The organism is Myxacorys almedinensis A (genome assembly GCF_010091945.1).
In the GTDB taxonomy this organism is placed as follows: Bacteria; Cyanobacteriota; Cyanobacteriia; order Leptolyngbyales; family Leptolyngbyaceae; genus Myxacorys; species Myxacorys almedinensis.
Genome location: NZ_WVIE01000002.1, coordinates 115,270 through 135,570 on the forward strand (window position 1 = coordinate 115,270; position 20,301 = coordinate 135,570).

Annotated in this window: 17 protein-coding genes; 10 read left to right on the plus strand and 7 right to left on the minus strand. The window is 51.5% G+C overall.

The features are described from left to right. Positions 1-430, plus strand: a 430-nt coding sequence (locus GS601_RS02090; RefSeq protein ID WP_238392902.1) for a hypothetical protein, incomplete at its 5' end; no start/stop codon positions are given. A gap of 399 nt (positions 431-829) precedes the next feature. Here GS601_RS02090 and GS601_RS02095 read toward each other — a convergent pair. Further along, positions 830-1,816, minus strand: a complete 987-nt coding sequence (locus tag GS601_RS02095; protein WP_162421604.1) for a glutathione S-transferase family protein — start codon at positions 1,814-1,816, stop codon at positions 830-832. Between the two features lie 126 nt (positions 1,817-1,942). After that, positions 1,943-2,641: a pirin family protein gene (locus GS601_RS02100; protein WP_162421605.1), complete on the minus strand. Its 699-nt coding sequence runs from the start codon at positions 2,639-2,641 to the stop codon at positions 1,943-1,945. 173 nt (positions 2,642-2,814) lie between these two features. Here GS601_RS02100 and sfsA point away from each other — a divergent pair, with 173 nt between their 5' ends. Beyond that, entirely contained in the window at positions 2,815-3,537 is a 723-nt protein-coding gene (gene sfsA, locus GS601_RS02105; RefSeq protein ID WP_162421606.1) for a DNA/RNA nuclease SfsA, read from the plus strand. 313 nt (positions 3,538-3,850) lie between these two features. Then, entirely contained in the window at positions 3,851-4,513 is a 663-nt protein-coding gene (locus GS601_RS02110; protein WP_238392903.1) for a M23 family metallopeptidase, read from the plus strand. A 272-nt stretch (positions 4,514-4,785) separates the two neighbouring features. Here GS601_RS02110 and GS601_RS02115 read toward each other — a convergent pair whose 3' ends face one another. Then, positions 4,786-6,558 (minus strand): FecR domain-containing protein, encoded by a 1,773-nt coding sequence (locus GS601_RS02115; RefSeq protein WP_162421607.1) that lies wholly within the window; start codon positions 6,556-6,558, stop codon positions 4,786-4,788. Between the two features lie 337 nt (positions 6,559-6,895). Here GS601_RS02115 and GS601_RS02120 point away from each other — a divergent pair, with 337 nt between their 5' ends. Beyond that, complete coding sequence (locus GS601_RS02120) at positions 6,896-8,662, plus strand: hypothetical protein (protein ID WP_162421608.1); 1,767 nt, start codon at positions 6,896-6,898, stop codon at positions 8,660-8,662. Between the two features lie 82 nt (positions 8,663-8,744). On the opposite strand, the gene GS601_RS02125 is transcribed toward GS601_RS02120, so the two are convergent. Further along, entirely contained in the window at positions 8,745-10,556 is a 1,812-nt protein-coding gene (locus tag GS601_RS02125; protein ID WP_162421609.1) for a coiled-coil domain-containing protein, read from the minus strand. A gap of 189 nt (positions 10,557-10,745) precedes the next feature. After that, a complete protein-coding gene (gene csaB / locus GS601_RS02130; RefSeq protein WP_162421610.1) occupies positions 10,746-11,780 on the minus strand; it encodes a polysaccharide pyruvyl transferase CsaB in 1,035 nt (344 codons plus the stop codon). A 75-nt stretch (positions 11,781-11,855) separates the two neighbouring features. Between csaB and GS601_RS02135 the strand changes: the two genes are divergently transcribed. From GS601_RS02135 to GS601_RS02150, 4 genes are read left to right on the plus strand one after another with little or no spacing between them, the layout of a single operon-like run. Next, positions 11,856-12,164 carry a DUF2499 domain-containing protein gene (locus GS601_RS02135; RefSeq protein WP_162421611.1) on the plus strand — a complete coding sequence of 103 codons (309 nt, stop codon included), beginning with the start codon at positions 11,856-11,858 and terminating at the stop codon, positions 12,162-12,164. Positions 12,165-12,187: 23 nt separating this feature from the next. After that, positions 12,188-12,493, plus strand: a complete 306-nt coding sequence (locus GS601_RS02140; RefSeq protein WP_162421612.1) for a DUF3593 domain-containing protein — start codon at positions 12,188-12,190, stop codon at positions 12,491-12,493. Continuing rightward, complete coding sequence (tsaB, locus tag GS601_RS02145) at positions 12,493-13,164, plus strand: tRNA (adenosine(37)-N6)-threonylcarbamoyltransferase complex dimerization subunit type 1 TsaB (RefSeq protein WP_162421613.1); 672 nt, start codon at positions 12,493-12,495, stop codon at positions 13,162-13,164. Before GS601_RS02140 ends, tsaB begins: the two co-directional genes overlap by 1 nt. Positions 13,165-13,217: 53 nt before the next feature. Further along, positions 13,218-13,700, plus strand: coding sequence for an ureidoglycolate lyase (locus GS601_RS02150; protein WP_162421614.1), 483 nt, complete (start codon positions 13,218-13,220; stop codon positions 13,698-13,700). Positions 13,701-13,756: 56 nt separating this feature from the next. Here the strand turns inward: GS601_RS02150 and GS601_RS02155 are convergent, their stop codons facing one another. Next, positions 13,757-14,110, minus strand: coding sequence for a hypothetical protein (locus GS601_RS02155; protein WP_162421615.1), 354 nt, complete (start codon positions 14,108-14,110; stop codon positions 13,757-13,759). 528 nt (positions 14,111-14,638) lie between these two features. Next, entirely contained in the window at positions 14,639-16,939 is a 2,301-nt protein-coding gene (locus GS601_RS02160) for a PBP1A family penicillin-binding protein (RefSeq protein WP_162421616.1), read from the minus strand. Positions 16,940-17,479: 540 nt separating this feature from the next. Here GS601_RS02160 and GS601_RS02165 point away from each other — a divergent pair. After that, on the plus strand, positions 17,480-18,829 hold the full coding sequence (locus GS601_RS02165) for an NAD(P)/FAD-dependent oxidoreductase (RefSeq protein WP_162421617.1): 1,350 nt from the start codon (positions 17,480-17,482) through the stop codon (positions 18,827-18,829). A gap of 92 nt (positions 18,830-18,921) precedes the next feature. Next, positions 18,922-20,235, plus strand: coding sequence for a tetratricopeptide repeat protein (locus GS601_RS02170; protein ID WP_162421618.1), 1,314 nt, complete (start codon positions 18,922-18,924; stop codon positions 20,233-20,235). The last annotated feature ends 66 nt before the right edge of the window (positions 20,236-20,301 follow it).

A 20,301-nucleotide genomic window follows, 5' to 3' on the forward strand; every position in this document is an offset into this window, starting at 1 on the left:
AGCAACCACTGAAAAATTGCAGAAAAGTTTGGAAAAATCCAGCACCCTCCAAACCGAGTTAGAAAAGGCGCAAAAAGCAACTGAGCAATTGCAAATTCAACTTGATGAGCAAAAAGCAACCACTGAAAAATTGCAGAAAAGTTTGGAAAAATCCAGCACCCTCCAAACCGAGTTAGAAAAGGCGCAAAAAGCGGCAGTGAGCCTTGCAGAAGCAAATCAGAAATTAATCGACGACAACAAAGCGCTCAAAGAGACTCAACAAAAGCCAGAACCCCAGTCAGCAAAACTGGCGGCTCAGTCGAATTCATCTGAGTCTAATCTCAGTCGCCAGGAATCGGCACTGCGACAACGGCAGGTTTCGTCTCTTGCACGCCCGGTGTTTCCGGGCAGCCCAGAGCAGACGGACTTAGATATCGGCTGGGCAGATTGAAATCTAGCGGGGTTGGCGTTGATAGGTTAGCCAATGGGTTTATTTCGGGGGTGGGTTTATTTCGGGGGATTGTTTTGGCGCATTGTTTGGCGTGGTAATGCGATCGCAAAGGCGACAATAAATTCTAACGTGTCATTTATCGAGCGAGGAGAGCAACAGCTTGCCATGCTACAGAGCAAAGGAAGGATTTGTTCAACACTGCCAAGATATTCAAATTACAAATTGAATGTCGCTAAAAGCAACGCTACAGTTTGGATATCAGTGATGCTATAGAGAATATTAGCTAGAACACTAGTTAAAAATATACAGCGTGGTCAGAAACCCAAAAAAGGAGAGCTAGAAATCAGTGGGCGAGATGCTCTATGGGCAGTGCAGACCTCGCCCAAACCCAGTTATACCTTAGGCAGCAGAACGAGATTGAGCCTCGAAGCGGTCTCGATCGTGCTGTTCTTCAAAATCAATAATTGGACCCTTTGGCACAATTTGATTGGGGTTAACTTGCGTCTGACTCATGTAATAGTGGCGCTTAATATGATCTAAGTTGCACGTCACTTTGATGTCTGGATGTTGATACAGATCTTTTAGGTAGTTCCAGAGATTTGGGTAGTCTACAATCCGATGTAGGTTACATTTAAAGTGACCGTAATACACCGAGTCGAATCGGTAGAGCGTGGTAAACATGCAGATATCAGCTTCAGTTATTTGATCGCCACATAAATAACGCTGCTGACCCAAAACCGTTTCCCAGTGATCTAAATTTTCAAACAATTCTGTAACGGCTGTTTCGTAAGCGTCTTGAGAAGTGGCAAACCCTGATCGATAAACCCCATTATTAATTGGGTTGTAGATCCTATCCATCGCTTCATCTATTTTCTGTTGTAGATGTTGTGGATATAGATTTATTTTTTTCGTTGACAATTCTGCAAACTCTACATCCAACATCCGAATAATTTCACGAGATTCGTTATTGACGATGGTTTCTTTTTGCTTATCCCACAACACTGGAACTGTAATGCGTCCCGTGTATTTTGAATCGGCTTTCAGGTAAATTTCTTGCAAATATTGCGTGTGATTGACCGAATCCGGAATCGCGCCCGGTGCATCAGAAAACATCCAGCCCTGATCGCTGAGAACAGCATCGACAATCGACACCCCGATCGCATCAGTCAGCCCCTTGAGCGATCGCATGATCAGCGTACGATGCGCCCACGGACAGGCCAACGAAACGTAGAGGTGATAACGCCCCGCCTCTGCCTTAAACCCGCTAGGCCCATCGGCAGTTACCCGGTGCCGAAAGGCGGTGGGTGTCCGGTTAAAGGTTCCGCTTTCGTCTCGCTCATTCCAATCGGTTGTCCACTTTCCTTCGATCATTCTGCCGAGTGCCATAGGTTCTCCTGGGGGGTGTTATTTATCGAGTGTCTTTGACGATCGTAGTTGGGCTATCACAACCGTAAAACTCTCTCAAGTAAGAGCGATCGCACCTCTCTGTTAGAGCCGCGATCGCACTGCTTCTTATGCTAAGTCAAACACCAAAAGCTCTGAGTTATCTTTGCCCACAAGCTCTAGGGTGCCTTCGTCATCCAGTGCTGCTGCGTCACCTTGAGCCAACAGATGCCCGTTGAGCACAACCGAACCTTGGGCAACTTGAACCCACACATGGCGATCCGGCTTGATGGCATGGGTCACCTGCTCACCATTATTCAACAGGGTGCCATAGAAATTGACATCTTGGTGAACCGTCACCGAGCCATCCCGCCCATCTTGAGATGCTATCAGCCGCAGGTTGCCGCGTTTCTCTGATGAACTGTAGCTTTTCTGCTCGTAGCTAGGCTCTAGATTGTTCTGAGCAGGCAACAGCCAAATTTGCAGAAGATGAACCCCGTCAGACTTGGAGTGGTTGTACTCGCTGTGGCTCACACCCGTTCCGGCGGTCATGCGCTGCACCTCGCCAGGGCGAATGATCGAACTGTTGCCCATGCTGTCGCGGTGCTCTAGCGCGCCGTCTAGCACGTAAGTAATGATTTCCATATCGCGATGAGAATGAGACGGAAACCCTTTACTGGGGGCTACCCAGTCTTCGTTGATCACGCGCAAACTTCGATAGCCCATGTGGTTTGGGTCGTAATAGTTAGCAAACGAAAAGGTGTGGTGAGAGTTCAACCATCCGTGGTCGGCGTGTCCCCGTGCGATCGCTTTTCGTAGAGTAATCATTTGAGTTAACCTAGTTTGAGTGGGAAATATACTAACTCGTACTTTCTGATCTAAAGATAACATCTAAACTGTTTTAATGCAAACATTCCAACCTGGTAGTGTCTGAAAGTCCCAACCCTAGTCTTTGTCACACCAGAATCCGCCATAATACTCAGGCATTCTTTTGCCGTTTTATGACCTTCATTTACCACTACCCTCCGCTTTACGCTGGAACGTTGCTCACGCGCTACAAGCGATTTTTTGCTGACGTGCAGCTTGATTCGGGGGAAATTGTTACGGCTCACTGCCCGAATACAGGCCCGATGACAGGGATTTATTTGCCGGGACATCGTGTTCAACTGTCTCACAGCACGAGTCCGACCCGAAAACTGGCTTACACCTGGGAAATGGTTGAAGTCAATGATAACGGCACTCCGGTGTGGGTTGGCGTCAATACCGGGTTGCCCAATCGGGTGATAAAGCGAGCACTGGAGCAGTTTGTGTTCCCGGAATTGGGCGATTATGGCGAGATTCGGCACGAAGTGCCCTATGGGCAGGAGAAAAGCCGAGTCGATTTTCTGCTGACTAGCGGCAATCGAGAGTTACCTATTTATATTGAGGTGAAAAGCACGACGTGGGCTGCCCACACCTTGGCGCTCTTTCCCGATTGCGTCACCACTCGTGGACAAAAACATATCCGAGAACTGACTGCCCTGCTGCCAAGTGCCCGCGCTGTGATGCTCTATTTTATCAATCGGGGAGACTGCGATCGCTTTGCTCCGGGCGATCTTGCTGACCCAACCTATGGACAATTACTGAGAACCGCGATCGCTCAGGGTCTCGAAGTGCTTCCGTGCCGCTTTGAGGTTAATACGGATGGAATTCGTTACTTGGGCTTAGCAACATTAGCCATTTGACTGAACTTCGCTCTAATGCATTATTCTTTCTGCAATTGAAACCGATTACTCTAAATCGGAATCGCGCGATCGCATATCCTATGAAGGGTTCCCTATTTTTTGCCTTGATAAAGTTAAGACTATTTTGAGTCAAGATTTTATAAAGCATCCGTAAAAAAGCGGAACTAGTGATACCAAAAACAGAGGAAATCACGGGGACTCTAGAAATTGTTTGTGGTTAAATGGGCGATGGTTGAGTTGTCGTGAACGCTAATTTTTGTGCTTTACTATACCGTTAAACGCACTTCCACGACAGTTCAGTAGTTCTACCCGAATGTCCTTAACGATGGGAAGTAAGATGAAGCAAATCAAAACGTCTCCGATGCATTCTGGCTCCGCATTTAGGCGCTTGATGCTGCTCGCAGGAATCAGTGGTCTCAGCGCGATCGCGCTGGGGTCAAGCCAAAACAGCGTCAAGGCTCTAGAATCCAGAACCCAGGCAATGTCGTGGCAGGGGGCTTCATTTCCGGTAGAAAATTTCCAAGGGTATACCTCGCCTTTTGGTTATCGCCGGTCTCCTGATGGAGGTTACAACCAAGAGTTTCACCGAGGGTTGGATATGGCAGCCCCCGAAGGCAGCTATATTCGCAGTTGGTGGGCAGGCAAGGTCGTTGAAATCTCGGACGACAGCGCGTGTGGCACGTCGGTTGTGATCCAATCTGGGGAGTGGGTGCATATCTACTGCCATATGCAAGGGCGCGTTGAAAGAGATGGCAGCGGGCGGTATATCAGCGATCGCAGAGGAGGGCTTCAGGTTCGGGAAAATCAAGCGATCGCAGCCGGGGCGAGAATTGGTCGAGTCGGCATGACCGGGCGCACAACAGGGCCGCATTTGCACTGGGGCTTAAAATATACAGGTCAATGGGTTGACCCAGCGTTGGTACTCCGAGCCATGTACACCGAGCAGGGCAGTCAATCGGTTTCGAGTAGACCGTAACCGTGATTAATAATTTATTCGGCAATCTAACATCCGTCGGGCTAAAAACGCTTTGAGATGGTGCATCACGGTAGAACGCGGGTTTTAGATTCTCCCGAACGCAGATCAATCTAGAGCGACAAACCTTTAACGAGATGCCCAACAAAGCTTTCGGGACGCCATCTTTCGGGACGCCATAGAGCAACATTAGAGCAACATTCTAGATCAATACTTGAAGCCCTCTCTTAGCACAAGGTTAGGAGAGGGCTTTTTACGCTCAACTGCCAGAGTCGTCAAGGCGCAGTCTGAGTAGGCTGTAAGTTTGGGGTTGGCGCAACTTCCCCCGATGGTGCATCTCCACCTGAGCTAGGAGCAAGTTGAGGCGTTTCAGGCTGAGGAGTCGGAGCCGTCACCGTCTCAGGCACAGGTAGCGTCACTGTTTCAGGCTGAGGAGTCGGGGCGGTCTCAGGCGGGGGAGTTGTTACCACTTCAGGCTGAGGCGATCCGACTTCTGCATTAGGAGCATTACTTCCTGAACCGGGAGTGGTCTCAACCTGTCTTTGGGCAGCCGGCGCACCATCGACCTCAAGGGGCAAGCGAGACGGAGTTTGAACCGGCTGAGGATTGGGCGCTGCATCGGGGGGAGGTGTTGATGCCCCTGCACCGGGAGCCGTGTCGGGGTTAGGGGCGCTCCCTCCTGACCCCGGCGACCCAACAGGTGTCGCCAAGGGGGGGGGTTGACTCTCAGGTTCTGAGACTGGGTTAGCAGGTGATGCCCCTTCCTGAAGCGCTGGGGTGCCGCCTTCAGATTCTAGTAGCTGACGAGAAGGAGCTTGAATGGGCTGGGGGCTGGGGGTCGTGGATGAGCCAGGTTGAAGACTGGGGGTAGTAACGGGCGCAGGCAGAGGACTAGCGCCTGGCTGAGGCGTGGGATTACCAGGATTAGATTGACCTGACCCAGGAGGGGAGATAGAGTCACCAGGGTTAGCTGGCTGGGTTGGGGTTTGATCAGTTGATGGAGCAGTCTGAGGGCTTGCCGGGGTAGTGGCAGGCGTGGATGGGTTCCCTGATGGAGTAGAAGGGGATGCTGGGGTGGTGGGGGTGGTTTGCGGAGTCGATTTTTGCTCGGTAGTTTGGGTTGGCTGCGGGTCGGCTGGGGTGGTGGCAGGAGAATCTGTTTTTTTGTCATCTGTGGTTTGGGTCGGCTCACTTGGAGTCTTTCGCCCAACCGTATCGTTAGCAGATGGCGGCACATTTGTCTTTGCAACGGTGTCTAAATTGCCGCCATTAAAAAGAGGGGTTGCACTGGGCGATAGCTTTGTACTGCTAGGATTTTCAATGACAGCGATGGGGTCAAGCGGCTTTTGTTGCCGGAGGGCATCGGCGGTTTCTCGCTGAACCGCCGCGATCGCAGGATCAGGGCTAAGTTGCTCTTTGAGGGGCAAATCTAAACCCCGCGCCATATCACTTGTGTCGTAAAACGTTGGAATATCAAATCGGTAGCGGCGAATGAACCCGGTTGCATCAACGATCGCCATCTGTCCTGCTTCTAACAACTGCTTCTCCCCCGTCGCCGCCGTCACCTCCATCGGCCCTTCAGGATTGTTCGTTAGCGCGCCGACCAGGGTGGTTTTGGTAGTCTCGTCATAGCGAACAAACAGGGCTGACCCTCTCACCCCTGCCGACGCATTGGGGGTATCGATCCGGGTACTGCCTTGACCCGGCTTGATCAGCAGTAGCACTGTGCCATTGTTTAGGCGAAAATTTCGAGTTCCGGGCGTAAACCGAAATAGCGCAAGCTCGCCCACTCTAGCGTAAGATCCATCATTGAAGCGTAATCCTGCCCGCGATCGCTTCGACGTCCAGAGGGCATCTTCAGGAAACATCTTGTCTCGCACGGTGGCGTCTCGCAAGCCCTGGTTTCTCGGCTGTAAGCGTACTTGGCGAACCACTTCACGGACTTCGGCAGAGCGAATCACTGTCTGGGCGCGCACCGGCAGCGAAAAGAAGGCGGCACTCACTCCGTATAGGGTAGCCGTGACGGTTAGGAACAATTTAGAGGGCATAGACGCTCCTATGACAGAGAGGACACAAGGCAAACCAGATATCAAGCTCATTCCAAAATCAAACTCAATCTAGCGCAGGTTTGCCGATTAAACTTTACAGGAACTCGACACAATGCGAGTGACCTTTTTAGGTGAGAATACAGGACTGCATCTTTATCAATACTTTACATCTGATCCCAAAGGCTTCCGTCTTTCGATCTGTAGCTTTAAGAACTCTTTATAAACAGAGAGATAAGCTCCCGTTGTATCACTTGTGTATGCAACAGTTATAGAAATGTTCCGGAAATCATTCGTTCCTGATTTATTTATTGCTGCTGAAACAAGGCAAGAGTGTTCCATGACAGGCTGTGATTCAATCTTTCGTAATAAGCCCCTCCTCACGGTTTCTCTACGTTCTTCGTGCAGGGTCATCTTTGCCCCGCAGAGCCAACGGCACGAGCCGCTCTCCTGTTTGCCATGGCTAGGAAAAATTGCCCTGGGTCAAGTGGCATTCTGGGTTGGTCTAGGGATGCCGAGTTCTGCTTGGTCTGCACCGATACCGATGGCTCCGCAGATTCCGCAAAGCGGCGCGGCGGCTCTGGGCACTCTTGAGGTAAGACTTGCGCCGCCTAGTGCCCCAGAGAGTCGTGAAGCAGGCTTTAGAGAAGCTGTAGCGGCACGCCCTGCACCGGCACACAGGTGGTTGACTACTGATCGCACCGTTCAAGAGCCTCCGAGTGACGCCTTGCCTTCTGCGATCGCAGGGAACGCAAGCAGCCCTGATTTGGCACGTCCTCTAGTTCCTCCTCTAGCATCCTCTGCGACCCTATCTCCCCCATCTGGTGAACGGTTCGCTTTAGAGCCAGATCAGCGCGACGGCTCAGCCTCCTTTAACCAGACTAGAATTGTGGGTCAAGGGATTCTGAAACAGCGACTACAACATCCGACGCGACCGGCACCATGTTGGCAATCATTACCAACCGCGCCCTCGTTCGGCGTTTTGCCCAGCGAATCGCGCTGCTCGTTTCAACCTGGTCAGGCTCAGTTGAACCCGATCAATGCTCAGGCAGCATCCCTATCAGTAGCGCAGTCTCTCGATTCTGGCGATCCGGAATTGGGCATCTTGCGAATTGAGCCTGAGATCGATCGCCCCACCAACGAATTAGGAACCCTGCGGGTTGCCCCAGAGCTAGGACAAACTGACGAATTAGGAACCCTGCGGGTTGTTCCAGAGCCAGAAACCGACGAACTGGGCGCGATCGAACAAGGTCTCAATGCTCAATCGATTGATGGAGCCGCCGATCCAGAATTGGGGACATTAAGGCTACAAGAAGACACGGTTCCGCAACTTCCTACCCTTCCTGCTGCGCCCAAGCCAGCTTCGGTTTTCTTGCTATCGCGGATCGATTACTTTCGCACAACAAATGTGTTTTCTGGCGTTGACCCCGTTGATGATGGGCTGATTCGCGCTGGGGCAACCCTTTTTTATGCGCCGCGATTAGGACCGAAGACCTTCCTCGTCACGTCGATCGATACGAACTTGATCCGCTATACCTCTCTTGGCTCTACCCGCCCAGGCAGTGGTGGCTTTCTCAACTACGATGAGTTGCGGTTTCGAGCAGGCGTGTTTCATCAACTCACCTCTCGGATGTCTGGGGAGATTGGCTGGAGCAATCAGCAACTTTTTAATGCAAAAGAAGGGTTACGATCGTTTTTTAGTGGCGATCGCTTTCTCAATGATCACGCTCTCCGCATTGAGTTGAGCCGCCGCGATCCGATCGCTCCTAAGCTGACGCTGAATACGTTCTATCAGTTTCGGTTGAGTTTTGCCGACCCCAACGATCGCAGCCGCCTGATCAACTCCCTCACCGCATCGCTGAGTTACGATGTTACGCCAAAACTTCAGACCGCGATCGATTATCAAGTCGCGTGGTCGCATTTCACCCAACAATCGCGAGATGACCTGTTTAACCAGATTGTTGGGCGACTGAGTTATGCGCTCAATCGCAGCAGTCAGGTGAACGTTTTTACAGGATTTAGCTTTGGCAATTCTTCTGATCGCCGGATTGATTTTAACGGCTTTATTTTCGGAGCGGGGCTAGTGTTTAACCTGCCGTTGTTTTAACAGCTAGGGGAGTCTTCAACTCAATTCACAGTCACAAGCTTGAGACCGTCCAACTTCTCTGAAGGGATTTAATCTGCGATGGTTAGCGCACTGCTTTTCTAGGAAACGAGGGGAGATCAACATCTGCCAGAGACGGAAGCTTTTTTTGCGATCGCGCTGGGTAAACCACTGGCGATGGCGCACCCTCTCTAGTAAAAGTCTCTGTGACAGATGCTTCTGACCGCATAGACGGCTGCCTAGACGCACCGAGCGTGATGAACGGAGACGACCCTTGAGCCATGGGCTGATCGTCTGGAGCAAACGGGCTTTCTTCCGTCGCGATCGCCGCTAGCCGATCGGTAGAAGCATCAGAGGTGGGCACCCCTTCTACGGTCGGTTGTTCGTCGCTGTAGGCAAGGTCAGCCCCATCGGCATCGGGTTCATCCAATTGGTCGGCTAAGCCTTCTGCCACAAATTGATCCGCCGATGCTTCAGATATCGACCTTTGAGCAGCGTAAGGTTCAGCGTAAGGTTCAGCATCATAAGGTTGAGCGCTATGGCATTGAGCATCCTGTTGAGCATCCTGTTGAGCATCCTGCGTGACTTCCACAGGCGAATCAGCCGCTAAGGATCGAGATAGAGGAGCCTGTCGAATAGCGGGAGGCATCTCCGGCGGATGAAACAATTGAATCCCACGCTGGAGATCGGCGAGTTCTGAAGAGGCGCGTTTGATCGTGTAGCTGAGGGCGTTTGCTTTGGGGATGGGGGCAATCACCTGATCTGCCGGAGTTTGCCGCAGCCAATCTCGCCCTAGTTCGTTTTCAAGGTCGTGCAGAGCGCTCATTGGATCGGGCGATGCTTGAGCAGGTGTGCTTTGCGGAAAATCAGGGTCTTGCTCAGATTCATCGGGCAGTGGCTCTGTCATCCAATCTGCTTCTGCCAAGAGAGATGCCGCCGTCCATTCTTGCGGGTCTCGCGGGGGGAGGGGGTCTTGTTCTAAGGTTGCCTCAAACTCTTCATCAAACGCGGGGAAGCCGGGAGACGCTGACCACGGCTGCACGGGTTGGGCCTTCACAAAAGAAACGGGAGCCTCTGCGAAGGGAGAAGCCGACTCTGCGATCGCAGGTTCAACCTCCTCTACCTGATGGGCGGGCACATCCAAACACTTTTCAAGGGCAGCTTTAAACTGCAAGGTGTAGCGCTGCTGTCGATGGAGGCGCGATCGCAGATCCCGGCACAACAGTTCAGCTTGGCGGGTGCCTTGGGTCTGCTCGCTGTAACACTGCTGTGCGATCGCACATTCTCGCTCAAGTTGAGCCACTCGCTCTTGGCTCGATTCAAGCTGATCTGTGAGGGTTTCCACAAGAATTTGCTGCTTTTGGGCGCTCTGATGGGCGTGTTCTAGTTCCTGAAAAAGCTGAGTCAGATGCTCTTGAGCAATGGCAAACTCTTGCGTGTGCTGCGTCATCTGCGCGTCTTGGTCTTGAATGCGCTGCTTGGCAACGTCTAAATCTCGGCGTAATTTTGCAATCAAAGACACATGCTCGCGCGATCGCTGCTGAGCTTGAGCATACTGCGCGCCTGCCAGAGTTTCTAACCGTTCTGTCTCACTTTTCCGTAGCGCTTCAGAATGATGGAGTGCGGTTTGTAAATCAGCAATGCGCTCTTGCAAGCCCTGGTGTTGCTGCTCTAGAGCGTGGATGCGATCGAGGTCTGCGGCGTGAGGAATAGCATCTACTGGAATCGCGTCAGGGCAATCCACCGATGACCATTCTCCGTCGGTCTGATCCTGCAACGGTTGAGCATGAAGATCTGGGGTGAGAATCCCTTCCTCAATGGGCTGAGAAGCGTCCTGAGCAGGATTGGACTCAAACAAATTATTAGAGGAGTTGGTTGGGATTTCAGCTTCACTCATTGCTTTTAAAACCTGAAAAAACGCCGTGTTTAGATTAGACTCTTTGACCGAGACTTAGCTATTGACTTAGCTATTAGTTATAACGACAGTTCGAGATAATAGAGCATATTCTGAAAAAATTCTGTCAAGCTGACAACGAACGCTATTGCCACCAAACCAAGATTTTATCGGAAATTTTATAAAAATAGATCATGCGGTGACTCTTAAGATTTCTTGATGCATAGACGCGCGATCGACAAGCGATTGCCGCTGATCGGCGGAGAGGGCATCTCCGTTGGCATACACCTCTAGCCAAGCGTGGCTAATTTGATCGGCAGCTTCTGGCAGTTCTGCAAGCTCATAGCCCGGTAATTCTAATTCCGCCATCAGGTGGCTGACCTTGGGATCATAGCTGAGGGCAAAACAGCGACAGCCTTCTGCGGCTGCCATGATCACGCCATGCAGCCGCATCGCGATCGCCATTTCTACGCCACGAAACACCCCCTTGAGCACCTGCGGATCGTCGAGCAGGAGAATGCGGCTTTCTCCAGGTAGTTGCGGCTGGATCGCTTGCGCGATCGCTAAGTCTTGGCTCGCCTGAAAGGGAACCAGCAGCACACACACCTGGGTTGCTTTTTGAAAGTCGATCAAGGCGCGGGTCAGAACATTGAGCCGCTCAGGCGTGAGCAAACGGTGCGATCGCAAGTTCACCGCGACTCTCGGCGCAGGCAAATCCCACAATCCTTCGACAGGCGTTGACTCTAGTACCCACACCGGATCGGGCGCAAGTAGAAACGGAATCTTCCACTCGTGCAACAGCGCTGCCGAACCGCGATCGCGCACACTCACGGATGAACAGTTGCGAAACACCTGTTTTGCCGACCAGCGATTAAACGAGCGACGAATCGGACCAATGCCCTGTGCCCATGCGATCGTTTTGAGTCCCATCATTTGAGCGAGTGCCATTAATCCCATGTAATACATCGGACTCAGCGCACTAGTCGCATCTTGAATTAGACTGCCGCCTCCCCAAATAAACAAATCAGACGTTCGGAGGGCACGGAATACGGCTTTAAAAGATTTGCGATCGCAGCATTCGACCCGATAGCGATCGCGGGTTTGGTGAGGGCTACCAGACAGCACGATCGGCTCTATGCCAGGAGGCAACAGTTGCAGTAATGAGGCAAGCAAGGCTTCGTCGCCGCCATTTCCCATGCCATAGTAGCCACACAAAACAGCCCGCATGATAAAAGAGTGATAGGGTTCCTCAAACCTTACACTATCCTTGATCCCAATTCTCCAACCCCATTTTTTAACGTTATGCACGCGCTTTCGATTCCAACCTGGGTGATTCATGTCTCTAGCGTGATTGAATGGATCGCGGCAATCGTGCTGATTTGGCGCTATGCCGAGGTGAGCGGCGATCCAACCTGGAGGGCGCTCTCGTTTGGCATGCTGCCTGCCTTAGTCAGCGCCATGTGTGCCTGCACTTGGCACTTTTTCGACAATACCCCCACCCTCGATTGGCTCGTCACCGTGCAGGCGGCGATGACGGTTATCGGAAACTCTACCGTTGCGATCGCGGCATGGTGGATCTGGCGCAGCAGCAAAAAAGTAGAAGAACGATGACCCCCATTCCCCTCGTATCTGCCATGTCTAAGGAAACTCTCTTCGCCCTTTCTCTCTTTCCCTATCTTGCCTTCCTCTGGTTTCTCACTCGCTCTGGCAAAACGCCCAAACTCGCCCTGATCGGCTTCTACATGCTGCTTATCTTTGTAGCCGTCACTATTCCAGCAGGCATTTACGCAAAGGTCGCCTATGGAGACCAACTCGCCAACATTGATTGGCTGCACGGCGGGGCAGAATTCTTTCTCACCCTGTCGAATATCCTGGTTGTCCTCGGATTTCGGCAAGCCATCATCGACAAAACCCAATCCTCTAACTCTAAATCCGTTTAATGTCATCCCGTTACACCCTCGCGATTCATACCAGCAGCCCCGATTTAGGATTGGCAATTTCAGATGGTGCCGGAGAGACTCGGCAGCAGGTTTGGCATTTGGGGCGAGAACAGTCAACCCTTTTGCATCATCACCTTGAAGCGTTTCTTAAACCGCAAACTTGGGCAGATTTAAGCGCGATCGCAGTGGCGATCGGACCTGGCGGATTTACCGGAACCCGCATCGGGGTAGTGCTGGCTAGAACATTGGCGCAACAGTTGCAGATCCCGTTGTATGGAGTATCGAGCTTAGCCGCGATTAGCGCAAAGCGCAACTTCGGGAAAAACGGCTTTGCCAAATACCAAAACATCGCTCAGCAAGAATCACACTCGGCGACTCATCCGATTATTGCGGTTCAAATGGCGGCGCAACGAGGGCAACTGTTCACAGGCATTTACCAATTCTCAGGCAATCAGTTGACGATCTTGCACCCTGATGCCGTGATGTCTGAGGACGCATGGCGAGCAACGTTAGCCAAATTGGATCAGTACCACCTAATCGAGGCTGAACCTGCTCAAGGTCAGTTTGTAGTCGGCGTTTTAGAACTTGCCTATCAAGCACAAAGAGCAGGTCAACAGCCTGACTGGTCAGATGTTCTACCGTTCTACGGACAGCATCCCGTGGAGTTGTGAAGCATAAGCTAGAGATGCCGCATTAGAGACAAATCCTGAAGAGACAAATCCTGATGACCACTCATTCCCTTCAAGCTGCTTGGATCACCTCAGCAGCGTTTCGCCCCTTTGGGCAACTCATTTGCGCTTCTGAGGACGGCGCACCTTACGGCAAAGACGATGCCCAGTTGCGTCTACAAAATGGCATTCCTCGGTTTTACATCATGCGCCTTCAGCACCGGGGATGCACCTTCGATCGCATCACTCGCCATCAACGCTGCACCCAGTGCCTTGGCGCTCTGCAAGGAAAAGATTGGCTGCTAGCTGTTGCGCCGCCCAGTGCCGAGGCTCAACCAGATCTAGGCGCGATCGCAGCGTTTAGAATTCCGGGAGACTGCTTTATCAAACTCAACATTGGCACATGGCACGCAGGACCCTATTTCACTACCGATGTGATCGACTTCTACAATCTAGAACTCAGCGACACTAACCTGACTGACCACGAGACATTCAATCTCAAAGCTGCATACGGCAATGACTTTGAAATTGTATTTTGAGATTGTGCTTTGAGAGTATGGTGTGAAACCGTCCTAGCCGACGTTCATCCATAACGTTAACCAATTCTAATTCCAGTGGTTTCAACATCGCCTGTGCCCTCTACGCTCAGGGCAATATTGACCAACTGACTTAAAATTTGAGCCTGAGGTAGCCGTCCCATCAAGATCACCACTCGCCCACGCTGGGTCACGCGCAGGTCTTCTAGCGCTGCGATCGCAACGTTTGCCTCAAAGGCAGCCATGACTCGCTTTGACAAACCATTGTGATCATATTCCCCATTCAGCCCGATGCGTTCGGGAGGAATGGTGCTGAATAGAGCATACGGCATCGCTTTCACAGTCAATGGGTTGCTAGGTTTAGAAAATTTTGCACCGAATCGAGGAGTTGGCATCTGCACCGAAGATTTCATAAAGCTCTGCTGAACAGCCAGGAATCACACACGTAAATTGCGGTTCTTTTCATTAAAAATTTAGAAAAGAGTTTCGACAATCTACCTCAAGGCAGAAGTTATTTTTAGTATCAAATCTGGCAAATCTCAAAGCGATCGCTAGACGGGAGTTCAATACCCAATTGATTTCTCACTGCGACAGATTCTCGACCCCCTGCCTACGGCATCCCCCCTGGGTCAGGAGGGGCTTTTCCGGCTCCTCTCCTGACTAAGGCGGGGTTGGGGGAAGTCGCAGGTCTGTAGCATTTACAGATTAATTTGGTACGAGAATCGGGCAATGATCAGGCAATGATCGGGCTTTGCGATCGCAACAGTCTCTAGGGCACTATATCTTTTTAAGCAGACAAAAACACAGAAACGCCAATGGCAGCAGCGACGTTACATTTACGTTAAATCTAACGGTAAACCACCCTACTTTGGCAGTGTGAGATTCAACCGTCTAAGATTCAATCCTTCGAGTGTTAAAGCGCCCTGTGCCATTTCGGAACCTTAGCGAGCAACTTGTTTCATATAGTTCCCCCATAACTGAGCAGCGATACCACTGTCTCCGCCCGTTGGTGTGTTTTCATCGTTGCCCAACCAAACCCCAGTCACAAGAGCACGATTTGGTATATAACCAACAAACCATAAATCTATATTGTCGTTCGTTGTTCCGGTTTTGCCAGCTTCTCCCAATCCCAGGGCAGCATTCTGTCCGGTTCCAGAACGAACCACGCCTTGCAGGATCGACGTCATCGTGTTTGCAACCTCAGGTGCGATCGCAGGAACATTATTTTCTCCATCTTGATCAGCGCGGTAAATCACTCGGCAAGTGCTGAGATCCTCACGAGTCTGGCAATCGCTACTGTCGAGAATGCGTTTAATCGTGTGGGGACGATTTTGCACACCCTGATTGGCTAAAACGCCAAACGCGCCTGTCAGTTCTAAAGGCGTGACTTCGCTTTGCCCCAGCACCAAGCCAGGTACAGCGTTGAGATCTGAGCGAATGCCCATTTTCCGAGCCGTATCGACGACTTGATTGAGTCCGACTTCTTGCGCCACCCGCAGCGCCACCACATTTTCCGATCGCACGACAGCAGTGGTGACATCCATACCGCCGCCGCCCGATCGGCAGCCATCAAACGTTTGCCCACCCCAAGACAAGGGCGCACAGGAAAAGGAGGCATCCGGAGAAATGCCCTGCGAGATCGCGCTGGCGTAAGCAAAAATCTTGAACGTCGATCCCGGTTGCCGGAGGGCCTGGGTTGCCCGATTGAACTGGCTTTCTGCATAGTCGATGCCGCCCACTAGCGCCATGACATCGCCCGTTTTAGCATCCAGGGTGACGACGGCTCCTTGAGAAAACCCAGCCTGTGCGCCCTGAGTTGCGATCGTGTTCCGTAAGTTACTCTCGGCAGCAGTTTGCATGCCTTTGTCGAGTCCGGTTTCAACGATAAAATTTCCTTCTTTGGCTAAATCTCCCCCCAGCAACTCGTTGAGTTCATCAAACACAGCACTGTAGTAGTAAGGCGCGATCGTACTGGTCAACTCTTGACGGGCAGAGGGGCTAATTTCGAGCCGCGATCGCCGAGCACGCTGAGCCTCTTCCTGCGACACCATGCCTTGTTCTGCCATCCGAGCAATCACGCGATCGCGATATTCTACGGCGCTTTTATAACTGCGAACAGGGTTGAAACTGTTGGGCGCAGGCAAAATTCCGACCAGGGTTGCCGCTTCGGACAAGTCGAGATCTTTCGAGGATTTCCCAAAGTAAAATTGAGCCGCATCTTCAAACCCATAGATGCCGCTCCCAAGATAAACCCGGTTGAGATAGTTCAGCATCAAATAATCTTTGCTGTACACCGTTTCTAATTTGAGGGCAACGATCACTTCTCGAAGTTTGCGACCCGCCGAGTCTTGCCGCCCCACATAATCGCTAAACACATTTCGGGCAAGTTGCTGGGTAATGGTGCTGCCCCCTTCCAAAATTTCGCCGCCTCGGATGTTGGTGACTAAAGCCCGACTGGTGCCAATCGGATCGACACCAATATGCCAATAAAAGCGAGAATCTTCAGACGCCATCACCGCTTTGGCCAGGTAGGGCGAGAATTCTCGCAGGTTGGGCTGTTCTACGTGGCGTTGGGTGCGCGGCGTTCTCAACGGCTCTCCGTCTCTGGAATACACCACAACCGGTCCTTGAACCGACACCGGCAGCGGGTAGACCGAAAATCGTTGCCACTCGATCCCCAAAATGAGTGCCCCCAAAGCTGAAATGCCAGTCAGACCATACAATCCATAGCGAATCGCTTTGAGATACCAGGGAATCGGATCTTTGAACTGAAGCTGCACAGCAGCGGCAAGCTCTGGCGGTCCCAGGGTCAGAACATCGCCATCGTACAGCGTTTTTGAGCGGAGTTTGCGTTTACCACGATAGAGTCCGTTGGTGGAGTCTTCATCACGGATTAGAAAGTGCGATCGCATGGGAATGCCAAGAAATGTGCGCTTGCGATCGCGCTTGACCACCAGATGCACCTGGCTCACCACCGGATTCCGCACCACAATATCGCATGACTTAGAACTGCGCCCCAACAAGTAGCGATCGCCCAACAATGGAAAGATCTCGGCTTTTGGCGCATCTGCATCTTGCACCCAAAGCTCTGGTATCCGAGCATTAGGTTTGATTTTGAGATGAGAAAAATTGATTCTAGTCAGCGTTGTCTTCACGGCTTGGCTGACGTTACCCAACAGGGTTTTCGAGACCTTGCGCGAAGTGCCAGACGAGCGGCGGGGCGGTAGCGGCGGTTGAGTCATGCGATGTTGAACAGCAGTACTGCGTTCATTTTAGACACGGATTAGACACAGAGGAAACAGACAAAGCACCCCAGCAGGGTCTTTCTCGGTTGGCTCTTTACTATACTTACCGCTTGAAGGGATCGGGTTCCGCCAAAAGGCTTCTGAAAGTTTGCTTTGTCCTATCCCCCTAAAATCTTATCCTGCAAATATTCAGCTATTTTATACGTGCAATGAGTTCAATAAATCAGTTCAGTAAATACCTCAATAAAGCAGTTTGAAAAGGTCAGATTTGAAATCCGGATAATAAGTTTTTAGACAAAAATAAGTAGGCGATTTTAGGTAAAACCGCCCTTCAAAACTCAGGATGGGAAAAGAATTTATAGACTTTAAAGATTCTGCAAACTCTAGCATTAAGCATGAGAAACCCTGAATTTATAACCTTCTCCTAACAAACATGTTAGACAGGTCGATTTTGTCTGACTAAACTAAGAAAGAGAATTAGCGTAATATTTTGCAATAATTTTCTCCTCGTCGGTCTTACTCTCTCCCAAACTCACAATGAGCAACCCAACACTCAACCCAACTCAGCCTCATCGCGTGGTCGTCATTGGCGGCGGCTTCGGCGGGCTTTATGCTGCAAAAGCGTTTGCCAAATCTAAAAACGTAGATGTGACGGTGATTGACAAGCGCAACTTTCACCTGTTTCAGCCGCTCCTCTACCAAGTGGCAACAGGGACGCTTTCCCCGGCAGACATCTCCTCGCCCTTGCGATCGATTCTCTGCCAGCAGCAAAATGCCCGCGTTTTAATGAAAGAAGTCGTAGACATTGACGCCAGCGAGCAAGTGGTGATTACCTCAGAATCGATGATCCCCTACGATACACTGATCGTTGCAACGGGGGTGAGTCACCACTATTTTGGCAACGATCAGTGGAAAACAGCGGCTCCCGGTCTCAAAACGGTAGAAGACGCGCTGGAAATTCGCCGCAAAATTTTTATGGCGTTTGAGGCGGCAGAAAAGGAAGCCGATCTTGAAAAGCGCAAAGCCTTGTTGACGTTTGTGATCGTCGGTGCCGGACCGACAGGGGTTGAGCTAGCAGGCGCGATCGCAGATCTGGCATACAACACGCTCAAGCAAGACTTCCGCACCATCAACACTCGCGAAACCCGCGTTCTCCTCTTAGAAGGACTCGATCGGGTCTTGCCCCCGTTTACATCAGATCTGTCCGAGAAGGCGAGGGCGGCACTTACCCGTCGGGGGGTGACTGTGGCAACCAGCACGCGAGTCACCCACATCGAAGCCCATGCCGTCACGATTCAGCAGGGCGAAACCACAGAAACGATCCCTGCTCAGACCATTTTGTGGGCAGCCGGTGTAAAAGCCTCATCCATGGGCAGCGTGTTAGAGCGGCGGGCGGAAGCCACCCTCGATCGCGTCGGGCGCGTTATAGTCGAACCCGATCTGAGCCTTACTAACTATCCCAATATTTTTGTGATCGGCGATCTCGCTCACTTCAATCATCACGATGGCACACCGCTTCCTGGGGTGGCACCCGTCGCTATGCAAGAGGGAGAATACGTTGCCCAGTTGGTTCAGGCTCGGCTTCAGCATCGGGCAACCCCAAACTTTATCTACCGTAACGTTGGTAGCCTCGCTGTCATTGGGCAAAACGATGCGGTGGTGGATCTAGGCTTCGTACGCTTTTCTGGCTTCATCGCCTGGTTTGTTTGGATCGTCGCCCACATTTATTACCTGATTGAGTTTGATAACAAACTTGTGGTTATGGTGCAGTGGGCGTGGAACTACTTCACTCGGAAGCGAGGGGCGAGACTGATCACCGGCAAGTCAATCGAAGTATTAGAGACGCCCTCCGTTTCGGAACTGGATAAATCTCCGGTTAAGGTGTAGAGGAATGAGGGCAGACAAGGAAATATGAATAGGAGCGAGGGACTTGCATTCTCGTTGCTCACCCTCGTTCCTATCGTTTTCTTGTGTCCACCATGCATCAACCCGTAGATTCACCCGCCCAACAATTTCTTCAGCAAGGCGTCCGACTGGCAAAAGCTGGAATCTACGACGATGCGATCGCGCTGTTTCAAAAAGCGTTAGAGCGGGACTCAACTTTTTCCGAAGCCTGGTATGAATGCGGCAAAGCCCTGCACGAGCTTCGGCGCTACGAAGAAGCGATCGAGAGTTTTCAAGCCGCGATCGCCCTCAAGCCAGACTATGCTCCGGCGTGGAACACTCAGGGCATGGCATTGGCGCAGTTGGAGCGCTATGAGGCAGCCATTGCCAGCTACGATCGCGCCATTAAAATTTTTCCACGAAATTATAAGGCATGGTACAACCGAGCCAACGCCCTGATGCGGCTAAATGCCAACTACGAAGCCCTGCAAAGCTACGAAGAAACCCTGAAACTTAAGCCCGATTATGCAAGAGCCTGGTATAACCGGGGTATTGTTTTAGCCCATTTTCAGCGCTACGACGATGCGATCGCGAGCTACACCCGCGCCTTATCCTCCCGTCCTCATTTTTCAGCCGCGCACTACAACCTGGGCAACTTGCTCTACCGGTTAGAACGCTATGAAGAAGCCTTGCTCAGCTATGAGCGCGTGTTAGAAGTGCGCCCAACACTATATGAGGTGTGGTATAACCAAGCCAACGCCCTGCACAAATTGGGATTTGACGACAAAGCGCTAACGAGCTATAACCAGGCGCTAGAGCTAAACCCGGATGCTCATGAGGTCTGGTATAACCGAGCCAATACCTTAGATGCGCTCTGCCGCTACGACGAAGCCTCTGAGGACTTTCGGCGGGCAGTCAAGCTCAAACCTGATTTTTATGAAGCGTGGTATAACTTTGGCGGCAGTTTCCATCGGCGAGGGCAATATGAAGACGCGATCGCGCAGTATGACAAAGCGATCGCGGTAAAGCCTAACTTTGCTGAGGCGTGGAGCAATCGCGGCGTGGCGTTGAAAAAAATAGGGCGGCATCAAGATGCGATCGCGAGCTTTGACGAGGCATTGACCATCAACCCTGATTCGGACGAAACCTGGTATCGACGCGGGCGAGCCTTAGTCCATCTCGGCAAGAGTAATGATGCGATCGCGAGTTATGATCGGGCGTTGGCAATCAACCCAAATCATGACAGAGCATGGTATAGCCGTGGGGTGGCGTTGAGCCGGTTGGGTCAGCATCAAAAGGCGATCGCCAGCTACGATCATGCGATCGCGCTCAATCAAACCCTTGCTGACGCAAAAATACGCCGTTCTGCCGCTGCGAAAGCCTTAAATACGTTATTAAATAATCTATAAAATTAGCCTATAAAAAACTGCAATTCGCAGCAGCGCTTTGTACGTAAAATCGACTACAAATTGCTA

Bases quoted from the DNA above. Each gene is read 5' to 3' on its own strand.
- GS601_RS02095 (WP_162421604.1), bottom strand. From the start codon at position 1,816: ATGGCACTCGGCAGAATGATCGAAGGAAAGTGGACAACCGATTGGAAT.
- GS601_RS02100 (WP_162421605.1), bottom strand. From the start codon at position 2,641: ATGATTACTCTACGAAAAGCGATCGCACGGGGACACGCCGACCACGGA.
- sfsA (WP_162421606.1), top strand. From the start codon at position 2,815: ATGACCTTCATTTACCACTACCCTCCGCTTTACGCTGGAACGTTGCTC.
- GS601_RS02110 (WP_238392903.1), top strand. From the start codon at position 3,851: ATGTCCTTAACGATGGGAAGTAAGATGAAGCAAATCAAAACGTCTCCG.
- GS601_RS02115 (WP_162421607.1), bottom strand. From the start codon at position 6,558: ATGCCCTCTAAATTGTTCCTAACCGTCACGGCTACCCTATACGGAGTG.
- GS601_RS02120 (WP_162421608.1), top strand. From the start codon at position 6,896: ATGACAGGCTGTGATTCAATCTTTCGTAATAAGCCCCTCCTCACGGTT.
- GS601_RS02125 (WP_162421609.1), bottom strand. From the start codon at position 10,556: ATGAGTGAAGCTGAAATCCCAACCAACTCCTCTAATAATTTGTTTGAG.
- csaB (WP_162421610.1), bottom strand. From the start codon at position 11,780: ATGCGGGCTGTTTTGTGTGGCTACTATGGCATGGGAAATGGCGGCGAC.
- GS601_RS02135 (WP_162421611.1), top strand. From the start codon at position 11,856: ATGCACGCGCTTTCGATTCCAACCTGGGTGATTCATGTCTCTAGCGTG.
- GS601_RS02140 (WP_162421612.1), top strand. From the start codon at position 12,188: ATGTCTAAGGAAACTCTCTTCGCCCTTTCTCTCTTTCCCTATCTTGCC.
- tsaB (WP_162421613.1), top strand. From the start codon at position 12,493: ATGTCATCCCGTTACACCCTCGCGATTCATACCAGCAGCCCCGATTTA.
- GS601_RS02150 (WP_162421614.1), top strand. From the start codon at position 13,218: ATGACCACTCATTCCCTTCAAGCTGCTTGGATCACCTCAGCAGCGTTT.
- GS601_RS02155 (WP_162421615.1), bottom strand. From the start codon at position 14,110: ATGAAATCTTCGGTGCAGATGCCAACTCCTCGATTCGGTGCAAAATTT.
- GS601_RS02160 (WP_162421616.1), bottom strand. From the start codon at position 16,939: ATGACTCAACCGCCGCTACCGCCCCGCCGCTCGTCTGGCACTTCGCGC.
- GS601_RS02165 (WP_162421617.1), top strand. From the start codon at position 17,480: ATGAGCAACCCAACACTCAACCCAACTCAGCCTCATCGCGTGGTCGTC.
- GS601_RS02170 (WP_162421618.1), top strand. From the start codon at position 18,922: ATGCATCAACCCGTAGATTCACCCGCCCAACAATTTCTTCAGCAAGGC.